Annotated in this window: 13 protein-coding genes; 7 read left to right on the top strand and 6 right to left on the bottom strand. The window is 67.7% G+C overall.

Translation table 11 applies throughout. The features are described 5' to 3' along the window. Positions 1-7: 7 nt before the first annotated feature. Positions 8-1,168 (top strand): winged helix DNA-binding domain-containing protein, encoded by a 1,161-nt coding sequence (locus SYV04_RS32830; protein WP_321549934.1) that lies wholly within the window; start codon positions 8-10, stop codon positions 1,166-1,168. Between the two features lie 62 nt (positions 1,169-1,230). After that, on the top strand, positions 1,231-1,716 hold the full coding sequence (locus SYV04_RS32825) for a nuclease A inhibitor family protein (protein ID WP_321549933.1): 486 nt from the start codon (positions 1,231-1,233) through the stop codon (positions 1,714-1,716). 287 nt (positions 1,717-2,003) lie between these two features. Here the strand turns inward: SYV04_RS32825 and SYV04_RS32820 are convergent, their stop codons facing one another. Continuing rightward, on the bottom strand, positions 2,004-2,519 hold the full coding sequence (locus SYV04_RS32820; RefSeq protein ID WP_321549932.1) for a peptidylprolyl isomerase: 516 nt from the start codon (positions 2,517-2,519) through the stop codon (positions 2,004-2,006). 169 nt (positions 2,520-2,688) lie between these two features. On the opposite strand from SYV04_RS32820, the gene SYV04_RS32815 reads away from it, so the two are divergent. Both SYV04_RS32815 and SYV04_RS32810 read left to right on the top strand, forming a co-directional pair. Next, positions 2,689-3,312 (top strand): hypothetical protein, encoded by a 624-nt coding sequence (locus SYV04_RS32815; RefSeq protein WP_321549931.1) that lies wholly within the window; start codon positions 2,689-2,691, stop codon positions 3,310-3,312. After that, positions 3,309-3,554, top strand: coding sequence for a hypothetical protein (locus tag SYV04_RS32810; RefSeq protein WP_321549930.1), 246 nt, complete (start codon positions 3,309-3,311; stop codon positions 3,552-3,554). Before SYV04_RS32815 ends, SYV04_RS32810 begins: the two co-directional genes overlap by 4 nt. Before the next feature lie 108 nt (positions 3,555-3,662). Here the strand turns inward: SYV04_RS32810 and SYV04_RS32805 are convergent, their stop codons facing one another. Then, positions 3,663-5,342, bottom strand: coding sequence for a long-chain fatty acid--CoA ligase (locus SYV04_RS32805; protein WP_321549929.1), 1,680 nt, complete (start codon positions 5,340-5,342; stop codon positions 3,663-3,665). A gap of 39 nt (positions 5,343-5,381) precedes the next feature. Further along, entirely contained in the window at positions 5,382-6,977 is a 1,596-nt protein-coding gene (locus SYV04_RS32800) for a PAS domain S-box protein (protein WP_321549928.1), read from the bottom strand. Between the two features lie 196 nt (positions 6,978-7,173). On the opposite strand from SYV04_RS32800, the gene SYV04_RS32795 reads away from it, so the two are divergent. Continuing rightward, on the top strand, positions 7,174-8,823 hold the full coding sequence (locus SYV04_RS32795; RefSeq protein WP_321549927.1) for a methyl-accepting chemotaxis protein: 1,650 nt from the start codon (positions 7,174-7,176) through the stop codon (positions 8,821-8,823). 30 nt (positions 8,824-8,853) lie between these two features. Here SYV04_RS32795 and SYV04_RS32790 read toward each other — a convergent pair whose 3' ends face one another. Beyond that, a complete protein-coding gene (locus tag SYV04_RS32790) occupies positions 8,854-9,633 on the bottom strand; it encodes a hypothetical protein (RefSeq protein ID WP_321549926.1) in 780 nt (259 codons plus the stop codon). 229 nt (positions 9,634-9,862) lie between these two features. On the opposite strand from SYV04_RS32790, the gene SYV04_RS32785 reads away from it, so the two are divergent. Both SYV04_RS32785 and SYV04_RS32780 read left to right on the top strand, forming a co-directional pair. After that, positions 9,863-12,262 carry an MSCRAMM family protein gene (locus SYV04_RS32785; protein WP_321549925.1) on the top strand — a complete coding sequence of 800 codons (2,400 nt, stop codon included), beginning with the start codon at positions 9,863-9,865 and terminating at the stop codon, positions 12,260-12,262. A gap of 225 nt (positions 12,263-12,487) precedes the next feature. Then, positions 12,488-15,703 (top strand): TonB-dependent receptor, encoded by a 3,216-nt coding sequence (locus SYV04_RS32780; RefSeq protein ID WP_321549924.1) that lies wholly within the window; start codon positions 12,488-12,490, stop codon positions 15,701-15,703. 130 nt (positions 15,704-15,833) lie between these two features. Here SYV04_RS32780 and SYV04_RS32775 read toward each other — a convergent pair whose 3' ends face one another. Both SYV04_RS32775 and SYV04_RS32770 read right to left on the bottom strand, forming a co-directional pair. Continuing rightward, positions 15,834-16,415 carry an NADPH-dependent F420 reductase gene (locus SYV04_RS32775; RefSeq protein WP_321549923.1) on the bottom strand — a complete coding sequence of 194 codons (582 nt, stop codon included), beginning with the start codon at positions 16,413-16,415 and terminating at the stop codon, positions 15,834-15,836. Positions 16,416-16,497: 82 nt separating this feature from the next. Next, positions 16,498-21,240, bottom strand: a complete 4,743-nt coding sequence (locus tag SYV04_RS32770) for a hypothetical protein (RefSeq protein WP_321549922.1) — start codon at positions 21,238-21,240, stop codon at positions 16,498-16,500. Between the last annotated feature and the right edge of the window lie 64 nt (positions 21,241-21,304).

Below are 21,304 nucleotides of genomic sequence, written 5' to 3'. Positions count from 1 at the left end.
ACCGCGCATGCCCGCACGACCGTCGAAGAAGGCCACCTCCTCTCGTGGGAAGGGCGGGGCGGGAGAGGTGCTCACGCAGAGAGCGCTCAACCGCGCCACGCTGGAGCGCCAGCTGCTCCTGCGCCGGGAGAAGTGGAGCGTGGCCAAGACCCTGGAGCACCTGGTCGGCATGCAGGCCCAGGCACCCAACACACCTTATATAGGCCTGTGGACACGCCTGGAGGGATTCACCCCCGACGCGCTGTCCCGGTTGATCAGCGACCGGCGAGCGGTCCGCCTCGCGATGATGCGCGCGACCCTCCACCTGGTCACCGCGCGCGACTGTCTGGCGCTGCGCCCCGTACTGCAGCCCGTCCTGGAGCGCGGCCTGTACGTCGGCAGTCCCTACGGACGCCGCATCGCGGGCATGGACCTCGAAGCGCTCCTGTCGGCCGGCCGAGCGCTGCTCGAGGAACAACCCCGCACCCACGCGGAGCTCGGTGCGCTGCTGCAGGAGCGGTGGCCCGACCGCGACGGTGCCTCCCTCGCCTACGCGCTCCGCAACCTGCTGCCGCTGGTCCAGGTGCCTCCTCGCGGCCTCTGGGGCGAGAGCGGGCAGGCCACCTCCACCACCGCCGAAGCCTGGCTCGGCCGTCCCCTCGGCTCCGACACCTCGCCGGACACGCTGGTCCGCCGGTACCTGGCCGCGTTCGGCCCGGCCACCGTGAAAGACCTCCAGACATGGTCGGGCCTCACCGGCCTGCGCGAGGTGACCGAGCGACTCCGGCCGCGCCTGCGCGCCTTCCGGGACGAGCACGGCCACGAGCTGTGGGATCTGCCCGGCGCGCCCCGGCCCGACCCGGACACCCCGGCTCCGATCCGCTTCCTGCCCGAGTACGACAACCTGCTCCTCTCCCACGCCGACCGGACCCGCGTCATCTCCGAGGACAACCGCAAGCGCATCGGAACGGCGAACGGCCTGGTCCCCGGCACCGTGCTCGTGGATGGCTTCGTCCACGGAATCTGGAAGCTCCAGCGCCACCGCGACACAGCCACCCTGCGCATCGAGCCCTTCCGGCGCCTGTCCAAGCCGGAGCGCACGGCCCTGACCGAGGAGGGCGCACGGCTCCTCTCCTTCGCCGCCGCCGACGCCCGGGCCCAAGACGTCCGCTTCACCACGCTCGGGTGACGGACGTCGCGGCTGGCGTGGTCGCGTTAGCATCCCCGCCGTCACCCGGCCATGAGGGCACCATGTCAGCAGAGGCGCTGGAGAAGCTGCGGAAGGAAGTGGAGAAGGCGGCCGAAGGCCTGGTGTTCATCAGCGAGAGCGACGCGAGGGTCGTCTTCGTGTCCGCGCCGGAGGCCCGAGTCACGGAGGTGACCCCCGAGGCGGTGGTGACGTGGCTCTCGGCAAAGCACGACGGGAGGACCGACGTGTTCCTCAGCCCCACGCCCCTGCCGCGGCTCGCCGAGAAGGCAGTGGAGGTCAAGAGCGCCGGAGACTTCCTGGCCCGCCGCACCGAGGTCGCGGACCCAAGCGATCCAGAGTCGGGGAAGTACGCGAGCCAGTGGAGCCAAATTCGTCAGGCACTGGAAGAGCACCTCCAGGAGCTGCGGGTCATCCGCTTCGGAGAAGCCCACCGCGGCTCCGTGGATGGACAAATCTCCGTCTTCGTCGTTGGCCGAACCCAAGAGGGAGCGCTGGCGGGCATCCTCACCGGCTCCGTCGAAACCTGATCAGCCCCCTGGAAGCACGCAGCCAGTGCGGGTCCATCCGAACCTGTCAGACAACCAGACAGCTTTGGCGGGAGCGAGCCCGAGGGAAGCGCGAACCCACTGAGTGACGAGGGTCCGTGAGCCGAGGGAGAGCGGGACGGCCGGCGCGGGAGGACCCGTCCGCTGACGGGGGGCCCCGCGCCGAGACGAGGGACCCGCGACCTGCGCCCCAGCCCGTGCGCCCGTGCAAAGGCCCACCCGCGCACCAGGCACAGGTGGGCCCTGACACGACGAACCGAGGAACCGACTCAGAGCTGCCCGCTGTCCTCGATCTTGACCTGCTGCCGAGTGGTGCCCGACGGCGAGCCCACCGACTCGATCTGCTTCACGACGTCCATGCCCTCGATGACCTTGCCGAACACGACGTGCTTGCCGTCGAGCCAGGGCGTGGCGACGGTGGTGAGGAAGAACTGCGAGCCGTTCGTGTTGCGACCCGCGTTGGCCATCGACAGGAAGCCCGGGGCGGTGTGCTTGTGCTTGAAGTTCTCGTCCGCGAACTTCTCGCCGTAGATGGACTCGCCGCCGGTGCCATTGCCAGCGGTGAAGTCACCGCCCTGGCACATGAACTGGGGGATGACGCGGTGGAAGCTCGAGCCCTTGTAGTGCAGCGGAACGCCCTGCTGGCCGATGCCCTTCTCGCCCGTGCAGAGGGCGCGGAAGTTCTCGGCCGTCTTGGGGACATCGTCCGAGAAGAGCTCGATGACGATGCGGCCAGCGGGCTTGGAACCAATCGAGATATCGAAGAAGACCTTGGCGTTTGCCATGTTCACATGCTCCATGTGAGGGGTGCGCAGGACGGAAGTACCAGAGACGACCGTCGCAGGGGAGCAACTACCATCCCCGCGTGCGCTGCGTAACAAATCCGCGAGGCGCCTGGGAATATCGATTAAAGGGGCCGCCGCCACATCACCCGCTTCAATCGAGGTTTTTCCCATGAACTGGATGGTCCGAAACCTTCTCCTCAGCTGTCTGCTCGTCGTCGGCTGCAAGCACGTCGAGCCCGCCCCCACGCAGCCGACGCCGCCTCCCGCCCTGGCGGCGTGTGACACGCGCCAGGCCGAGATCTCCAAGGAGGCCGATCAGCGCGCCCAGCCGTACGGCATCGAGCAGCACCTGGCGAAGAACTTCCCCGACATGAAGGTGTCGTGGCTGATGAAGGAGGACCTCTATCAGAAGTACGTCGTGGCGACGGGCGCGACGAACTTCGGGCGCTGTGACGACACCGGCTGCTACCTGTTCGCCGCTCCGACGGCCGTCATCACGGACGCCGTGAACAAGTCGAAGACGGGCGACACGCACGCGCCCGAGGTGCTGGGCCAGGCGCTCGGGCTGCCCGCGAAGAACTTCGAGGGCCCGCTGCGAATGATGACGCTGGACCTGAACGCCTCGGGCAGCTGCGCGCGGCTGCCGGTGGACAGCGATCCGGGCGTCTGGAAGTGCCAGACCGCCGAGGACACCGACTGCTTCAAGTTCGGCGGCTACACCTCGGGCGGCGTGCCGGAGGTGATGGTCATCAACGCGCCCGTCAACCAGGCCCAGGTGACGGAGATCAAGTGAGCCGGGAGCAGGTCCTCTACCAGAGCCCGCTCCTCTATCGCGTGCTGCGCGAGGAGGAGGGGGCGCTGCTCATCGAGGTGGTGGTCGGCGGCATCGCCATGACCTCGGTGCGGGTACGCCTCACCTCGCAAGAGGCCGAGGCGTACGCCCGCGAGGGGAGCGCCTTCAGCGACCGTCTGGCGCGGGAAATCATGGCGCGGCCCTCCTTCGGAGGCCGAGCGTTCGACACACCGACGGAGTGACCCACGCGGATCCTCGTCAACCAGCGGATCCGCTGAGTCCGGCGTAACGGCGGCACGGGGAGGACTCGGCTCCTACCCTCTGGAGCGAGTCCTCCCTGGCTGCCCCGCTCACGCCGACTTCTTCTCCTTCAGCTCGCGGCGGAGGATCTTCCCCACGTTCGTCTTCGGCAGCTCGGAGCGGAACTCGATGTGCTTCGGGCGCTTGTAGCCAGTCAGTCGCTCCTTGCAGAACTCCCGAACGGTCTGCTCGGTCAGCGCCGGGTCGCGCTTGACGACGAACAGCTTGACCACCTCGCCGGAGTGCTCGTCCGGCACGCCGACGGCCGCCGCCTCCAGCACTCCCGGACACTCGACCACCACGCCCTCGATTTCATTCGGGAAGACGTTGAAGCCGGACACGAGGATCATGTCCTTCTTTCGGTCGACGATCTTCGTATAGCCGCGCTCATCCATGACGCCGATGTCTCCCGTCTTCAGGAAGCCATCCGCGTACATGACCCGAGCGGTCTCGCCCGGCTGGTTCCAGTAGCCGGCCATCACCTGCGGGCCACGAACGCAGATCTCCCCAGGCTCGCCGAGCGGCACGGGCTTGCCGTCATCGTCACGCAGCTCGAGCTCGGTGGACGGCACGGGCAAGCCGATGGTGCCCGTGAACCTGTCGGTGTCGGTCGGGTTGCAGGAGACCGTCGGAGAGGTCTCCGAGAGGCCATACCCCTCGACGATGGGACACTTCGTGCGCTCCAACCACTTGCGGGCCACCGCCTCCTGCACCGCCATGCCACCGCCGTTGGCCACCCGCAGCTGGGAGAAGTCCACCGTGTCGAACTCCGGGTGGTGGAGCAGCGCGTTGTAGAGCGTGTTGACCGCCGGCAGCATGTGGAACTTCCACTTGCGGATGTCGCGGATGAGCGAGCGGATGTCGCGCGCGTTGGGAATCAACACGGCCATTCCGCCGCTGCGCATGACCAGCATGCAGCACACCGTGAGCGCGAAGATGTGGTACAGCGGCAGCGCGGTGATGGTGATGATTTGCTCGATGGGAGCGCCCTTGCGCAGCGAGGGCTGCATCCACGCCTCGGACTGGAGCACGTTGGCGACCACGTTGCGGTGCAGCAGCGTCGCCCCCTTGGACACGCCCGTGGTTCCGCCGGTGTACTGGAGGAAGGCCACGTCCTCGGGCTTCAGCTCCACCTTCTGGAGGGACAGCGCCTGGCCCTCCGACAAGGCCGTGTTGAAGCGGATGTGGCCGGTCAGGGACCAGGCGGGTACCAGCTTCTTCACGTTGCGCACGACGAAGTTGACGATCGTGCCCTTCACGCCTCCCAGCAGGTCGCCCATGCTGGCCACCACCACGTGGCGGACCGCCGTCGTGTCCACCACCTTCTGGAGGGTACCCGCGAAGTTCTCCAGGAGGATGATGGCCTCGGCGCCGCTGTCCTTCAGTTGGTGCTCGAGCTCGCGCGGGGTGTACAGCGGGTTGACGTTGACCACGGTGTAGCCCGCGCGCAGCACCGCGGCCAGGGCGACCGGGTACTGCAGGACGTTGGGCATCATGAGGGCCACGCGCGCCTTGGGCTGCAGCCCACGCGACTGAAGCCAGGCGCCGAGCTGGCGCGACAGTCGGTCGAGCTCGCCATAGGTCAACGCCTTGTCCATGCAGACGAAGGCGCGGCGCGAGGCATGCTTCTGGAACGACTCCTCCAGCAGATGCACCAGGGACGGGTACTCACGCGGGTCGATCTCGCTCGGCATCCCCTCGGGGTAGTGCTTCAGCCACACCTTCTCCATCTGCGCGCCTCCTGGACGAACTTCGTTCTCCCCTGTCTCCTATACCTTCTGAGAGGACAAGGGGTGCTCTCCGAGTGTGAAGAAGAAGCGGGCGCCCTGGCCCCGCTCTCCCTCGCCCCACACGCGGCCCCCATGCCGGCGGATGATGCGCTGCACCGTGGCCAGCCCCACCCCGGTGCCCTCGAACTCCTTCTGGGAGTGCAGCCGCTTGAAGACCCCGAAGAGCTTGTCCCGGTAGGCCATGTCGAAGCCCGCCCCGTTGTCGCTCACCACGTAGGTGCGCACACCCCGCGCGTCCTGTGTGGCGCGAAACTCGATCTCCGCCACCTCGCGGCCGCGGGTGAACTTCCAGGCGTTGGCCAGCAGGTTCTCCAGCACCGCCCGCAGCAGCCGAGGGTCGCCGCGATCCGCCAGCCCCTCCTGGATGCTCACCCGCACCTTGCGCTCGGGCTGCTCGGCCTGCAGCTGCTCGATGATGGCGCGCGCCATCGTCGACAGCTCGCAGGAGCGCGCCACCAGCTCGGTGCTGTTGACGCGCGAGAGCGCGAGGATGCCATCGATGAGCTCGGACATGTGCTTGGCGGCCGAGACGACCCGCTTCAGATGGCCACGGCCCACCTCCTCGAGCCGCTCCCCGAACTCCTCGACCAGCGCGTCGCTGAAGCCGGTGATGCTGCGCAGCGGGGCGCGCAGGTCATGCGCCACGGTGTAAGCGAAGGCCTCCAGCTCGCGGTTGGAGTACTCCAGCTGCTCGGTGCGCTCGGCGATGCGGCGCTCCAGCTCCGAGTTGAGCTGGCGCACCTGCTCCTCGGCCGCGCGGCGCCGGGTGATGTCCGTCACCATGGCCAGCGCGCCGACGTAGCGCCCCTGCTCGTCGAAGAAGGACGAGGTGGACATGCTCGTCCAGATGTGGCTCCCGTCCTTGCGGATGAACTCGAGATCCAACACCTCGGGTTGTCCGCGCACGCGCCGCTGGAGGCTCTCGGTGGCCACTCGCCTCGACTCCTCGGTCATGAAGTGGAGGCACGTCTTGCCGTACATCTCCTCGGAGCTGTAGCCGAACAAATCGGCCATGTAGCGGTTGACGTAGGTGGTGCGCGCCTCCTCGTCGATGGTCCAGACGCCCTCCTGGGCCGTCTCCACCAGCAGCCGGAAGTTCTGCTTGCTGCGGCGCCGCTCGTCCTCCATGCGCCACTGCTTGTCGACGTCCCGGCTGACGGCCATGGCGCCCAACAGCTGGCCCTGGGCGTCGCGGATGGGGAAGCAGCTGGTGCGGATGTGGAGCCCCTGGGGCACCTCCGGATTGCGGATGAACATCTCCACGTCCCGGACCTCCACCCCCTTCAGGGCCCGCCAGATGGGCATCTCCTCGACGGGGAAGAGCGTCACCTCATCGGCGCGGAAGATGCCGAACCGCGAACTCCACTCCTCGGGCTTGGCGCCATGATCCAGCCCGACGCCGAACAGCTTGATCGCGAAGGGGCTGACGTAGACGAACTCTCCGCTGGCATCCGCGATGGATACCCCCTCGGAGATGTTGTCGAGGATGGCTCGGATCAGCGCGTGGTGGCGAACATCGAACAGCTCTTCGCCCAGGCGCGACAGGCGCGGGGCAGGAAGCGGTGTGTCATTCATGGTCAGTGCCGTCCAGGGTCCCCGCCCACGATACACAGCAGCCCCGGGGTACGTCATAGGGGGCACATGTCACCGCTACCGCCACTCGCGGCAGCAAGGCGAGCGTGCGTGCTCCGGATTTTGGGGCGCCGCCAGATTCCAGGGGATGATGCTCCCCCTGGAAGGTGGGGGAAGCGCCTTGAATTGGTTCCGCAACTTGAAGGTCGTCACGAAGCTCGCGCTGGGCTTCGGGCTGCTCATGCTGCTCGCGGTGTTCGTCGGCGTGCAGGGACTGCGCGGCATGGCTCAGATGGACGAGCGCCTGGATACGATGCACGAGCGCCACGCGGTCGGCCTCTCGAAGCTGATCACCGCGGACGTACACATGCTCCACATGTCCCGCACCCTGCGAAACGTGGTGCTGGACGTGGGCACGCAGCGGCTCGACAGCCGGCTCGCGGAGATGGCGGCGAGCCGGAAGGCGTTCGAGGAGGCCTTCTCGGTCTACCGGCAGCGGATCTCCAACTCGGACCCGGTCCAGCAGAGCAAGGTCGAAGAGGTGGACAAGCTCATGGCGAAGCTCCAGCAGGAGCAGGATCAGGTCCTGCGGCGGGCGTCGACCGGGCAACTGCCGGGGCTCCTGCAGACGAGCAAGGACCTCTACACCGACGCGGGCGTGGTGCAGGTCCGGCAGATCGAGAACCAGCTCGAGGAGGTGATCCGCGATCTCGAGACGCACAAGCTGGCGGCGATGCAGCACTTCTCGGATCAGGCGACGGCCTCGTACGAGGACTTCAGGAGCTTCGTGTGGGTCGTCATCACCTCGGCCGTGGTCCTCGCGCTGGTGGTCGGCTCGCTCACGACGCTGGTGATCTCCGAGCAGCTTGGCGGAGAGCCGGGATACGCGGCGGAGATGGTGCGCCGGGTGGCGGACGGCGACCTGTCCGTGCATGTGGAGACGCGGGTCAATGACCGCGCCAGCCTCCTCTTCGCCCTGAAGGAGATGGTGCGCAGGCTCTCCGAGATGATGGCGGAGGTGCGGATGGGCGCCACCACGCTCAACGCGGCGGCGGGGCAGCTGGCCTCTTCCTCGGCGAGCCTCTCCCAGGGCACGTCGGCGCAGGCCGTCGCCGCGGAGGAGACGAGCACCAACCTCGGGCAGATGAGCCGCAGCATCCAGGAGAACGCCGAGAGCTCGCGGGCGATGGAGCAGATGGCCATCCAGGCGGCGCGCGAGGCCGAGGAGGGTGGGCAGGCGGTCTCGCAGACGGTGCGGGCGATGACGGACATCGCGGCCAAGGTCGGCATCATCGAGGAGATCGCCTACCAGACGAACCTGTTGGCGCTGAACGCGGCCATCGAGGCCGCGCGGGCGGGGGAGCACGGGAAGGGGTTCGCGGTCGTCGCCTCGGAGGTCCGCAAGCTGTCCGAGCGGAGCCGGGAGGCGGCGAAGGAGATCAGCGTGCAGTCCTCCGTGAGCGTGAAGACGGCGGCGCTGTCCGGCGAGCTGCTCGAGGGGCTCGTGCCGGCGATCCGAGGGACCGAGGAGCTGGTCCGGCGGGTCTCCGCGGCCTCCTTCGAGCAGTCGCGCACCGTCAGCCAGGTGTCCGAGGCGATGACGCAGATGAACAACATCACGCAGGGGAGCGCGGCGGCCTCGGAGGAGCTCGCCGCGACCGCCGAGGAGCTCGCCTCGCAGGCGGAGTCGCTCCAGCAGCTCATCGCCACCTTCCGGCTGCCCGACGCGGACACCGCTCAAAGCCCCCGAATGCCGCCCTCCCCGATGACTCGAGCGCCGCACGGTGGGCAGAAACACGCTGTCGCGGCTCCGCCCTTGCGCCACAGCCTCGTGCCCCATCCTCCCTGAGGCACCTGGAGGGGCGCGTTTCCCTGACGGTCAGGGAACGACGGCCAGGGCCCACTCGTTGCCAACGCCAGTGCCCCACGAGGTGACCCCCTGGGCGGTGTCGGGGCGGTGCAGGTAGTCGCCCTTCCACGACTTCAGCTTGAGCTTGCCGCTGGCGAACTCGGGCGCCCACCCGTTGCCAATGCCGGTGCCCCACGAGGTGACGCCCTGGGCGCTGTCGGGGCGGTGCAGGTAGTCGCCCTTCCACGACTTGAGCTGGACCTTGCTGCCCGTGCATTCCAGGGTCCACGTGTTGCCAATGCCCGTGTCCCACGAGGTGACACCCTGGGCGCTGTCGGGACGGTGCAGGAAGTCCCCCTTCCACGACTTGAGCTGGACCTTCTTGCCGCATGCGGCCAGCTCGACGGTCCACTCGTTGCCAATGCCGGTGCCCCACGAGGTGACACCCTGGGCGCTGTCCGGACGGTGCAGGTAGTCGCCCTTCCACGACTTGAGCTTGATCTTCTCTCCCGCGGACTCGACGGTCCACGCGTTGCCAATGCCGGTGCCCCACGAGGTGACGCCCTGCGCCGTGTCCGGGCGGTGCAGGTAGTCACCCTTCGAGGACTTGAGCTGGACCTTGTCGTCCTTGCACTCGACGGTCCACGTATTGCCAGCGCCGGAGGCCAAAGAGCTGACGCCCTGAGCACTGGCGGGACGGTTCAGGTAGTCCCCCTTCCACGACTTGAGCTGGATCTCTGCCCCGCAGAAGGGGAACGCCTGCGGAGTCGTAACGGCAAGAAGGGTGGTGACGATCGAAACAAGGGCCACGGTCATCTCCTGTGAGGGTGCGGTGATGACAGCCTTGGCAAGCGGCGGGCCATGCCCTGAGGTCGAGTGGATACGCGGCTTTGGCTCGGCACCGGGGAGGAGCGCGCCTCCCGGACATCCGCGCTGACATGTCAGCCGGCACGTTGGCCAACGTGTCAGCGGGTCCTTGGGCTTCTTTCGGGTGCTCCGATAGGATGTCGGTCCCGGGAGCGCTCCAGGTGCCTCAGCCATGACTCCATCCCCGTTCGGCGGCGCTTCGAGGCGAATCGGGTGGAAACTCGCGGCGGGCCTGGTGCTGCTGGGAGCCGGGGTCTGGTTCCTCCTTCCGTCGCGGCCCGGCTCCGAGAAGCCCGCTTCCGGGTCCGCGCACACCACGGACGCGCCCGTCACGCGCGTGCGCCCGAGCGTGCTCCAGGGTGCTCCCCCGGGCGGCTCCTCCGAGGACGCTCGACTCACCATTCAGGGCACGGTGCTGGGCCCGAACGGACCGCTCCACGGCGCGCGGGTCTTCGCCTCCGCCACCGTGGAGGGAGAGTCGCTCTCGACGCTTCGGTGCGGGAGCATCTCCTCCCTGCGGCTCTTCGAATGTCTCCGGGGAGAGGAAGCGGACCGGCTCGCCGAGCTGGTGAAGGAGCGGCGAGGGGAGGCGATCGTGCATGCCCGGACGCTCACCGCCGAGGATGGCTCCTTCCTGCTCCCGGGCCTGGAGGACGGGCTGTACGCCGTGTGGGCGGAGAGTCCGGAGGGTCTGGCGTTCAGGCCCACCGTGGCCGCGGGGACCTCGTCCGTGGAGCTGCGGATCGGCTCGGGGCGCAAGGTCTGGGGCACCGTCACGGATGATGCCAAGGCCCCTGTCCCGGGAGCGCTCGTCACGCTCGTCTTCGCGGCGCACAGCCGCTTCTACGAGACCTTGACCGACGCCGAGGGGAACTACCATCTCGACGCACTCCCCCCCGGACAGTTCATGGCCGTCGTCGCCAAGGAGGGCCTGCTCACGAAGGCGAGCCCGCTCTGGCTCTACCTGCCCGCGTCCGAGCGGAACTTCGAACTCCAGCGACCTGGGAGGATGAGCGGTCGTGTCCTGCTCGCGAACGCCCCCGTGGCCGCGGCGACAGTCCACCTCACCGATCCGTACGGCCAGAAGGCCTCGACCCTCACGGACGGGGAGGGCCGCTTCTCCTTCGACGGACTGGGGCGCCAGGCGTATTCGCTCACCGCCCAGCATCAGGGAAAGGGGGCGACGACGTACCTCTCCCTGGATGAGAACCCTCAGCGCCTGGACGTCCTGCTGGAGCTGAAGCCCGCCGTCTTCATCGAGGGGGTGGTCCGAGGCGAGGACCAGAAGCCGCTCGCGGGCGCTGAGGTCTCGGCCTTCTTGGAGGACTGGGGAGACTTCGAGCTCGTGAAGGACTTCGAGTGGAAGACCACCGAATCCACGGATGACGCGGGGCGCTACCGCTTGGGGCCGCTGCCCCCAGGCTTGTACCGCCTTCAGGCCACTGACACGCAGCACCTGACGAGCGAGGAAGAGGCGCGGCCTTTCTCGCCGGGCAAGGAGACGCTGGACTTCATCCTGAAGCGCGCCCTGCTCGTGGAGGGCGTCCTGGAAGACTCCCAGGGCCAGCCGGTGCAGGGCGAAACCATGACGCTTCGCCGGCTCGACGAGGAACATGGCTGGGAGATGACCTCCACCGGCGAGGATGGGCGCTTCTCGCTCCCGGCCAGCCAGGCAGGTGAGTACCAGCTGCGGGTCGATGGAAAGCAGGTCCACCGCCTGGAGAGACCCCTCACCGTCCCGACGGATCCGCTGCGGATCGTAGCGCAGCGGCTGATGCGCATCGCGGGCGAGGTGGTGGATGAGACGGGCATGCCGCTGCCGGGAGTCCATGTGGGCATCTGGGCCGAGCAGGACGCCTCGGAAGAGAAGCCGCTGGCCCATGACGAGACGAACGGGGAGGGAAGGTTCCTGATCCATGTCGACACCGCGGGCCGCTACACGGTCACGGCCGACCTGTTCTCGCGGAGCTTCGTGCGCACCGCCTCCCAAACGGTCGAGGTGAATGAGACGAGCGAGCCCCAGGTGCGGCTGCGCTTCGAGAAGGGCCGTCCCCTCACGGGCAGGGTGGTGGACTGGAGGGGCCGCCCCGTGCCGCAAGTGCCCGTGCAGGTGCAGCCCGCGCCAATGCCTGTCATCCGGAGATCGGGGTACCTGGTCCAGCTGAGCATGAAGACCGATGAAGACGGCCGGTTCTCGTTGGAGCAGATCTCGGGCGAGCAGTTCGATGCGTGCATCCACAGCGACGTCTTCTCCCTGCTCACGGAGGTGCATGGAGAGGCGCGCTGCGCCCGGGTGAAGAACGATGGCCAGGAGGTCCGGCTCGTGATCGGACGAGGCGTGTTCGTCACCGGCCGACTGGTACACCTGGATGGCTCACCCGTGACGCACTTCCGGATGAACGGGCGCGAGGTGCGGCGCGAGGATGGGGAAATCTCCCTCCTCATCCAGCAGCCGGGACAGGAGCGGATCGAGCTGTCCGCGCCGGGGCTCCAACCGGTGCTGCGCACGGCCCCCGACTTCCCCGAGGGGGTCCAAATCCAGGATCTGGGCACCATCGTCATGTCTCCGTGATGCCAGAGTTCCCGGTCTCACGGGATTAACAGACAAAACTCACCCGACCTACGGGGCCGTGTGCGCCATATTGGAACACCCTGGGTCAACCCGCTCCCCAGGTAGGATTGCATTGTCACCCGCCCGTCACCTCTTTGGCCTTTTACAACGCCAACCAAGGTACTAGACGGCAGGCGGAACCCAGCACATCCGCAGTCCACCGCTTCACGTATCAGGAGGGGTCACTTGGACAACCCGCTTCGTCCATCACGCCTGAGGCTCGCCCTCGTCATCGGAACCCTGGCCATCGCATCCACGGCACTGGCCCAGGGCGTCACCGGAGCAGCACTCACCGGAACGATCACCACCACGGAGGGCAAGCCGCTCCCGGATGCGGTGGTCGAGCTCCGCAACGAATCAACGGGTGCGAACTTCACCGCGGTCAGTGACTCGTCCGGCGAGTACCTGTTCGACAACGTGCCCCCGGGCGGCCCCTACACCCTGACGGTCAGCTCCGAGGGCTTCTACGGCCGCAAGCGCACCGACATGCGGCTGGTGCTCGCCAACCGCCTCCAGGTCAATGTCGAGCTGTTCAAGCTGGAGACCATGGAGGAATCCATCTCCGTCGTGGGCACCCAGGCCGACGAGCTCATGGATCGCGGCCGCACCGGCCCGTCCAAGACGCTGAGCAGCGACGAGATGATCGATCTGCCGATCCAGGGACGTAACTTCACGGACCTCATCTCGACCGCGCCGCAGGTAAGTGGCACCTCCATGGCGGGGCAGAACAACCGCTTCAACAACATCCAGATCGACGGCGCCTCCTACAACGACCTCTTCGGCCTCTCGGCCAGCGGCACGCCGGGCGGTCAGTCCGGCGCCAAGGCCCTCTCGATCGAGGCCATCGAGTCCTTCGTCGTGCAGGTCTCCCCGTTCGATGTGCGCTACGGCAACTTCGCCGGCGGCATGGTGAACGCCATCACCAAGAGCGGCACCAACGACTTCCGCGGCTCGGTCTTCGGGTACTTCCAGAACAAGGAGCTGGCTGGCAACCAGTCGGATCCGACGTTCCTCAGCTACAACACCTGGCAGTACGGCCTCACCCTGGGCGGTCCGATCGTCAAGGACAAGGTCCACTTCTTCATCACCGCCGACCTCCAGGAGCGCGCCTCCTCCTTCGGAAACGTGTTCCAGATTGGCGGCGCGGACGCGGAAGCGGACGCGGCCCGCGCCGGCTTCACCAGCGCCGAGGCCGATCGCTTCTCGTCGATCCTGGCCGAAACCTACGGCGTCCCGAACGCGGGCAATGGCCTGGCCCCGAAGCTGGGCAATCCGGACCGCAACGTCTTCGCCAAGGTCAGCACCAGCGTCATCCCGGGCAGCTACCTGGAGCTGTCCTACAACTTCGTCAACGCCTTCCAGGACGAGCTGACGCGCGCGCCCACCTCTCCGTCCGTCCCGGGCCGCATGCGCGATGGCTACCAGCTGTCCAACAGCGGCTACGCGCAGGCCACCGCCAGCCACATCGGCCGGGCGAAGCTCGTCTCCAGCTGGCTGGACGGCCGGCTCTCCAACGAGTTCCTCGCGGGCTTCTCCATCATCCGCGACGAGCGCGACCCCGGCCTGAACCTCCCGCTGATCCTCGTGAAGGCCGGCACGCTTGGCGCGGCCGACTCCTGGCTCGCGGCGGGCGCCGAGCGGTTCTCGCAGCTCAATGAGCTCGACCAGAACATCTACCAGTTGCAGGACAGCCTCACCTACAAGATGGGGGACCACGCCATCACCCTGGGCACCACCAACGAGATTCTGCAGCTGCGCAACGCCTTCTTGCAGGCGGCCACCGGCGTGTGGACCTTCGACAGCCTGGATGACTTCGAGGCCGGCAACGCGAGCGCGTTCCAGCGTCGCTTCGGGGTCAGCGAGCTCCAGGAGCCCGGCACCGCCGCCTTCGACGTGTTCCAGCTGGGCCTCTACCTCCAGGACACCTGGACGCCGCTCAAGGGCCTGAGCGTCACCCCCGGCATTCGCGTGGACGTGCCGTTCCTGTCGGCGGGCAACGTCAACCAGCGCCTGCTGGAGAACGAAGCGTTCCGCATCAACACCGGCGAGGTGCCGAGCGGCAACCCCCTGTGGTCGCCGCGCCTCGGAGTGAACTGGGACGTGGACGGCGGAAACACCATCGTGCGCGGCGGCGTGGGCGTCTTCTCGGGCCGCCCGCCGTACGTGTGGGTCGCCAACGCCTACAGCATCAACGGCCTGTCGCAGGTGGAGCTGACGTGCCAGCGGGACACCGGCAGTCGGCAGGTCCCGGGCTTCACCGCGGATCCGAACGCCCAGCCGTTCGACTGCGCGGGCGGCACCAACGCGCCGGAGTCGCCCGTCAACCAGGGTGAGATCGACTACTTCGATCCGGACACGAAGTACCTCCAGAACCTGCGCGTGGCGGTCGGCGCGGACCGGCGGCTGCCCTTCGGCCTCACGAGCACCGTGGACGTGCTCTACACGCAGGACATCAACGGCTGGTACACGACCGACGAGAACCTCGTGCGCCAGGAGTCGGACAGCGGCGAGGGCCGGGCGCTCTACGGCACGTTCGCCTCGACGGGCTTCCGCTCCACCCCCGAGCGCATCGACAACACCAACCTCCGCCAGGCGATCAAGGTGTTCAACAAGAACGGCGGGCGTGTCTTCAGCGGCACCTTCCAGCTGCGCAAGGACATCGCGAGCCTCGTCGACGCCACCGCGGCCTACACCTACACCAACGCGGTGGACCGGATGTCCCTCACGAGCTCGCAGGCGCTCTCGAACTTCCAGTTCTCGCCGATCGACGGTGACATCCAGAACCGCAACGTCCGGCCGTCGGCGTTCGACCGCACGCACCGGGTCACCCTCTCCGCGACCGCCACGCTGCCCCTGGGCTTCAACGCCGGCCTCATCTACGTGGGCCAGTCGGGCCTGCCGTACACCTGGACGGTCAACGGCGACGTCAACGCGGACGGCATCAGCGGCAACGACGTGGCGTTCATCCCGGCCAACGCGGAGCAGATCTCGCTGCAGGATGCTTCGCAGTACGAGGCGCTGAACAACTTCATCAATGGCCAGGACTGCCTCCGTGACGCGAAGGGCGGCTTCGTCCGGCGCGGCGCGTGCCGCAACCCGTGGCAGAACATCCTCGACATGCGGCTGGGCTGGAACGCCCCGGAGTTCGTCAAGGGCCAGCACCTCGAGCTGCAGATGGACATCTTCAACGTCCTGAACCTGGTCAACTCCGACTGGGGTCTGTTCGAGCAGGAGGCCAACTTCGAGACCCACGGCGCGCAGTTCCTCCGCGCGGTGGGCTACGACACGGCGAACAACCGGCCGATCTACAGCTTCACCGAGCCCACGGCGGTGCGGTCGGTCGTCCTGAGCCCCACCCGGTCGCGGTGGCGCATCCAGCTCGGCGCGCGGTACGTCTTCTAAGCGCGTCTCACCGCTTCACGAGAGGCGGCGGGAATCCCACCCGCCGCCTCACCTATTGCGCCGCCGATGGCAGGCTCGTGGCAGCCTCCGGCAACGTGCTCACCCATGTCGAGCTAAAGAGGGTGGGGCATCAGCGCACGAGACGGAACCCGATGTCGCGCCCCAGCTTCTGCACGTAGCCGAGCTGGATGTTGAGATAGGCGAGGGACTCCAGCCACCGAGCGTTGCGCAGCGGCCCCGCGTCGATGGCATCGAAGCCGATGTCCCGCCCCAAGCCGAGGACACGCTCCTTGGCGGAGGCATCATCGGAGGCGACGAACAGGCTGAGCTTCTCGCCCTTCACCTGTCCCGTGTCCATGTGCTTCGAGAAGACCGTGTTGAAGGCCTTCACCACGGTCGCCCGCGCGGCCTTCTTCTGCAGCTCCTCCGCTCCGCTCGTGGTGTACCCGAGCGCGAGCTGCATGTCGGGAGTGAGCGCGTTCGTCGTGTCCACCAGGACCTTGCCGTTCACCGCCTCGCCCAGCTCGCGGAGCGTCTCGTCCACCGCGCCGAAAGGCACTGCCAGGAACACCACCTCCGCCCACTCCGCCGTCTGACGCACGGCCTCGGGGTCCTTGCCCACCGCCCTCACGTCGTGGCCGGCGCGTGCCAGTCCGCGCTGCAGGGCGCCTCCCACGTTCCCTTTGCCAATGATTCCGATCTTCGCTGCCATCATCTGCCCTCCTGTATGAACGCCGGAGAAAGAAGTCTCCTCTTCCATCTCCGGCTCCTCTGCGTCTGCGGGTTGAGCGCGCTCAGGGAGCGGGCCGCCAGAAGGAAGCGATCTCTTCCGCCTCCAGGTGGCCCAGGGTGATGCGGTGCTGTGTCCGGATCGCCCGCACCGGACCGCCGTCTTCGCGCGTACTCGCCACCACGGCCAGCTCGTCTCCCTTCGTGCGCACCAGGTCGCCTGGGGCGAGTGGCTGGCCGGAATAGTCCTCCAGCCCCTTGCCAAGCTTGGAGAGGCACTGCCAGCACACGCGTGCGGGATCCGAGAAGTACGGAATGCCCTGCTCCAACCGCTGCCTGACGGCGGCGCTCAGCGCATCACTCTTGAGCACCAGTCCACTCACGAAGCCGCAGGGAGTGTTCACCGTGAGGCCGCCGCCAAGCTGCTGCAGCCCCAGATGGCCCACCAGGTAATCGAGGAAGCGGTTGACGTTGGAATACGCCAGGGAGACAGGCTCTCCGGCGCGCGCCCACACGCGTCGGGTGCCCGAGGGAGTCCACACCCCCGTCACCCGGGCGGCCTCCACGGGGCCCCGCTGGAGCACGCGACCCGTCCACATGGCCTGCACGGGCCGGCCCTGCTCGACTCGCAGGGTGAGCCCCAGGTTCTGCTCCTGGAACAAGAAGTCTCCGACACGTACTGGCCCTTCACCCAGCGCGCGTACCCCCTGGCCGTGCATCTCGGCGAGGCGGAGGAGGCCGAGAGTTCCGCTGTCGTTCCACGCCACCTCTTTGAGGGCGGACTTCAGCGCGGGCGTCACGAACTCGGACTCGAGGAACAGGACCGAGTCGATCAGGCCGCTGGGAGTGTTCACGTACTGGGTATTGAGCTCCTTGGCCCCCTCGTTGCGCCGCAGCCGGTTGAGCAGCGCGTCGATGTTCAGGTACTCGGGCGACACCTCCTCGCGCCGCGCCCAGGCACGGGGGACACCCGAAGGGCGCCAGGCGTGCTCGATGGAGGAGATGGGCAAAGCGGGCACATGTGCCAGCGCCGGACCCGAGACCAGCGCCTCCAGCGTGCCCGCCCCGGCATCCACCGAGAGCAACACGGCTCCGCGCCGGTCACGCAGCAACACGAACATGCCCGGCACGAGCGCCGCGGGCTCGGGAGCGAGCAGCCCTTCACCCCAGGTATCGAGCAACCGCGCGAACTGCTCCATCCGCCACTGCGGCGCGCTGGTATCGCTTCCCAGCTCGAACAGCGCGCCGCGTAACCCCTCGGGCGCGTCACGGCTCAGCAACTGCGCCAGGCTGATGGGGTTGGCGAAGTAGCGCTCGGTGCCGCTCTCATCACTCACGCTGGACCAGCCGATGTAGCGCAGCACACGCCGCAGCGCCTCGTCGATGCGGCCGTAGAACGAGGCGAAGGCCGCGTTGCCGTCGGCAGCAAACGTGCGCGGCTCGGCGGAGGGCAGCCACACGGAGCGCAGCTCCGCCCGAGCAACAGGCCCATCGTAGAGAGCGAGCGCGGGCGTCCGCCCCAGCCGAGCCCCCGGCACGACCAGCTTCGTGGGGAGCCCGTCACGCATGTCGATGGCCACGGCGCCCACGGGCGCCTCGCCTTTCACGTGGGCGTTGTGGAACCAGACGAAGGCGCCTCTCGGCAATGCGGACATCAAGGGAGCAGGCACAACGCCACGGCCCCGATCAGCGACCACTCGACGGAAGTCCTCGTCGGTGCCGCCCAGCGGCAGCTCCGCGAAAGCGGCGCGCGCCAGCTCCGACCCTCCGCCGTCCACGAGCAGCGCCAGCATGGCCACCGTACCGATCTCCTTGCCCGAGACCTCGGAGCGCTCCCGAATGATCTCCTCGTGCCCGACCTTGGCCACCAAATGATTGAGGGCGGCGTCTACGCCCGCGAACAGCGGTGCGGCGACCTCGCCCGAGGCTGTCCAGCGCCGAGGCGTGAGGCTCGGACGCCACACGTACCGGATCACCCCCGCATCCACGGGCATGAGCGGCACGAGCCCGCTGCGGCCATCGGGCAGCTTCGCGCCCCCCGCGATGACCGAGCGAATCGTGCCGTCCTCACCCACGCGATCGATGATCCCCACCCCTCCGCCTCCCGTGAACCAGACGAGATCTCCGGGGCGCACGTCCTTTCCAAGCTTCTCCAAGCCGCGCCCGTGCGTCTCGCAGAAGGCGTGCAGCGCCGCGAGGGGGTCTGCCTCGCTCCCCCGAGGCAGCTCGATGCCCGCGGGGTGCAGCAACTCGCGGATCAGCAGCAGCGCCGCGCCCGGCATCGTCCGCGGCTCATAGCCGTACTTCGCATCCTTCTCGGTGAAGCAGGTGCGCAGCAGGTAGCGCATCGCCGCATCCAGATCGACCGTGCCCGCGCCCTCTCCCGCCTTCCAGCGCCGAGGCTCGGAGGATGGGCGCCAGACGTAGCGCACCAGACGCGGATCCAGCGTGGTCTCTCGCGTCAGCAGCAGGGACGCGGCAGGATCGCTGATGATGCACTCGGTGACCGCACCGGCCGCGTCCACGGAGACGACGATCGCCAGGCGCTGATCCGCGAGGATCAGCACATCGAGCCGAGCCAAGGCCTTCAGCTCCCCTGGAGCCAGCAGCCCGCTGCCATGCGCCGCGAACAGCCGGAGCATGCCCGCCATGTCCTCGACAGGCTCCTCTTTGGGAATGGCGCGGAGGATCCGCTGCACTTCCTCCAAGGTATGCAGCGGGCTTCCCTCGCGCGCCCGGTCCCAGTGGGCGAGCGCCTTCACCATCGCGGGATCAGGCGCGGGCATGCCCCCGGGGGAGTGGCGCAGGCGGTAGGGTGTGGCGAAGAACTCATGGGGAGACGCCTCGATTGGAGGCGCCATGCCCCCATCGATCTCTGACAGGGGATGCCAAGGCTCCGCCTTCGTCGTGAAGCCTCCCGAGGCGGTGGGGGTAACAGGCGCGACGACCGGGGCAGGAACCTGCCGCTCCTTGTACTGCCGGCCCGCCATCACCTTGTCGCGGATGAAGTCGTACTTACCCGGGGCGAGCGCATTCGAGGTCTTCTTGAAGTAGCCCTCTTGCGCATAGGCATCGGCGCCGAAGACGTAGACAACCACGGCGTCGGCGAAGTCGTCATAGACGTCGCGGGGCGGAGTCTGGGTGGCGAAGGTGCTCGTGTCGTCGTACTTCAGCCCCACCCACCCGCCAAAGTCGGCATGGCCCCAGAAGCCATCGGGCTCCGACCATCCGATCAGCTCGAAGAGCAGCGATAGGACGAACAGCCCAGGGGTGCATTCGCGATCACGCACCTTCCATGGCGTCAGCCGGGCCCACTCTCGGGCGAAGTCCTCCTCCACACGGCCCCAGAAGGGCAGCCCCTTGGCGATGCTCCAGGGGAAGCGCTTGAGCTGATCGCGGACCTTGCTGCCACCGACCCGCTTGCGCAGGTAGACGCGGGCCAGCTCGAACAGCACCGCCTTCTGCAAATCGAGCGGAGTGGAGGGCACATTGCTCTTGTCGATGATCACCGTGCTCGCATCGAGGAACGAGGACTGGCGAACGGTGGCCTCGGAGCGTTCACCCTTGATGATGCGGATGCTGCCATCGCTGGAGAGCACCTTGAGGACCTCGGGGGGCAGGTGAGTGAGCAGGGCCGTGATCGCCACCCGCTCGACCTCCGTGAAGTCACCAGGCTCACCTCCGAAGATCGGCCCGTCCAAGGTGAGCTTGGCGCTCGACCGCCCCAGGTTGCTCTTCCAGTCAGCCGGCTTCGTGCGCCGGATCTGATCCTGGTACATGAGCAGCAGGAAGTCCTCTTTGTCCCAGTCATAGCCCGCATAGACCTTGTCAGGGGGCGCGGGATCACCGGGAGTGGGTGGGGGAACCGTGCGGGTGACCTTCGGGATGACGTTGTTGCGAGCCCCGTCAAAGACGGTGTCATGCAGGTACGTGCCAAGGAGGTGCGGATCCCACGTCGTGGTGTCCCCACGGTTGCAGAGGTGCCGAGGGCGGATGTCATCGGTGCCCGAATGGGTCGGGTGCGGCCGAAGCATCTCGATGGTGCGTGAGGTCGTCTTGCACTGCTTGTCAGGGTCCGTCGAGGTTGGATCGAAGTCCTGCCAGGAGTCGACGAGGAACTCACCCGCCACGCCGTCGACCCCATTGATCGAGCGGGCGCCGTGGGCCGCGCGCAGGAAGGAGTCCACGACGTGGAGCCACTCGTGGACGAGGATGTCGCCCAGGTGCTTGCGGTTGACCTTGCCGGGCTCGCGCGGAACGCTGATGGTGCCCACCAGCGGCTTGCCCTCGAGCCAGATGCAGGTGGCATCCGCCAGGATCATCCCCACGCCTGGAGGCAGGGGTGGGCGAGGGTAGACGAAGCAGAGCGTGTCGGCCCAGACGAGGTGCTCGAACCACTTCTCCGCATCGCTCGGGCTCTGCTTGACGGCCCAGCCGGGAAACTCCGCCACGAGTTGGGAGTGCTCGGGCACCCGGCCGTAGCTGTCCTCCTTGCGCGCTTGCCAGGTGAGCACGTCCTTCACCTCGACGAACTCGAAGACCGGCTTGAACATCCCCTCGCTCACCCCGATGGAGTCCAGAGGAACTCGAAGGTGCTTGGCGAAATCCGCGAAGGCCTCCTTGATGTCCTGGATCTCCGTTGGCGAGAACGTCTGCTTGGGCGACTTCACGCCCATCGTGTCCACGTAGATGCCCTCGTGGACGATGGTCACCAGCATCTTCCATTCCGCCATCGGATCACCCCAGAGTTCCGGGGATACTACCTCGGGGCCCTGCGCATAGCGGCGCAGCGCGTCTGGCGGGAACACGCGGTAGCAGCCCGTTACGACGAAGCACCGCGTCAGGCCCTGTGTGGCGGCTAAGCTTTGCCAT

It is taken from the genome of Hyalangium ruber, assembly GCF_034259325.1.
In the GTDB taxonomy this organism is placed as follows: Bacteria; Myxococcota; Myxococcia; order Myxococcales; family Myxococcaceae; genus Hyalangium_A; species Hyalangium_A rubrum.
Note: the sequence above shows the minus strand (reverse complement) of the source record. Positions and strands in the feature narration are given on the sequence as shown.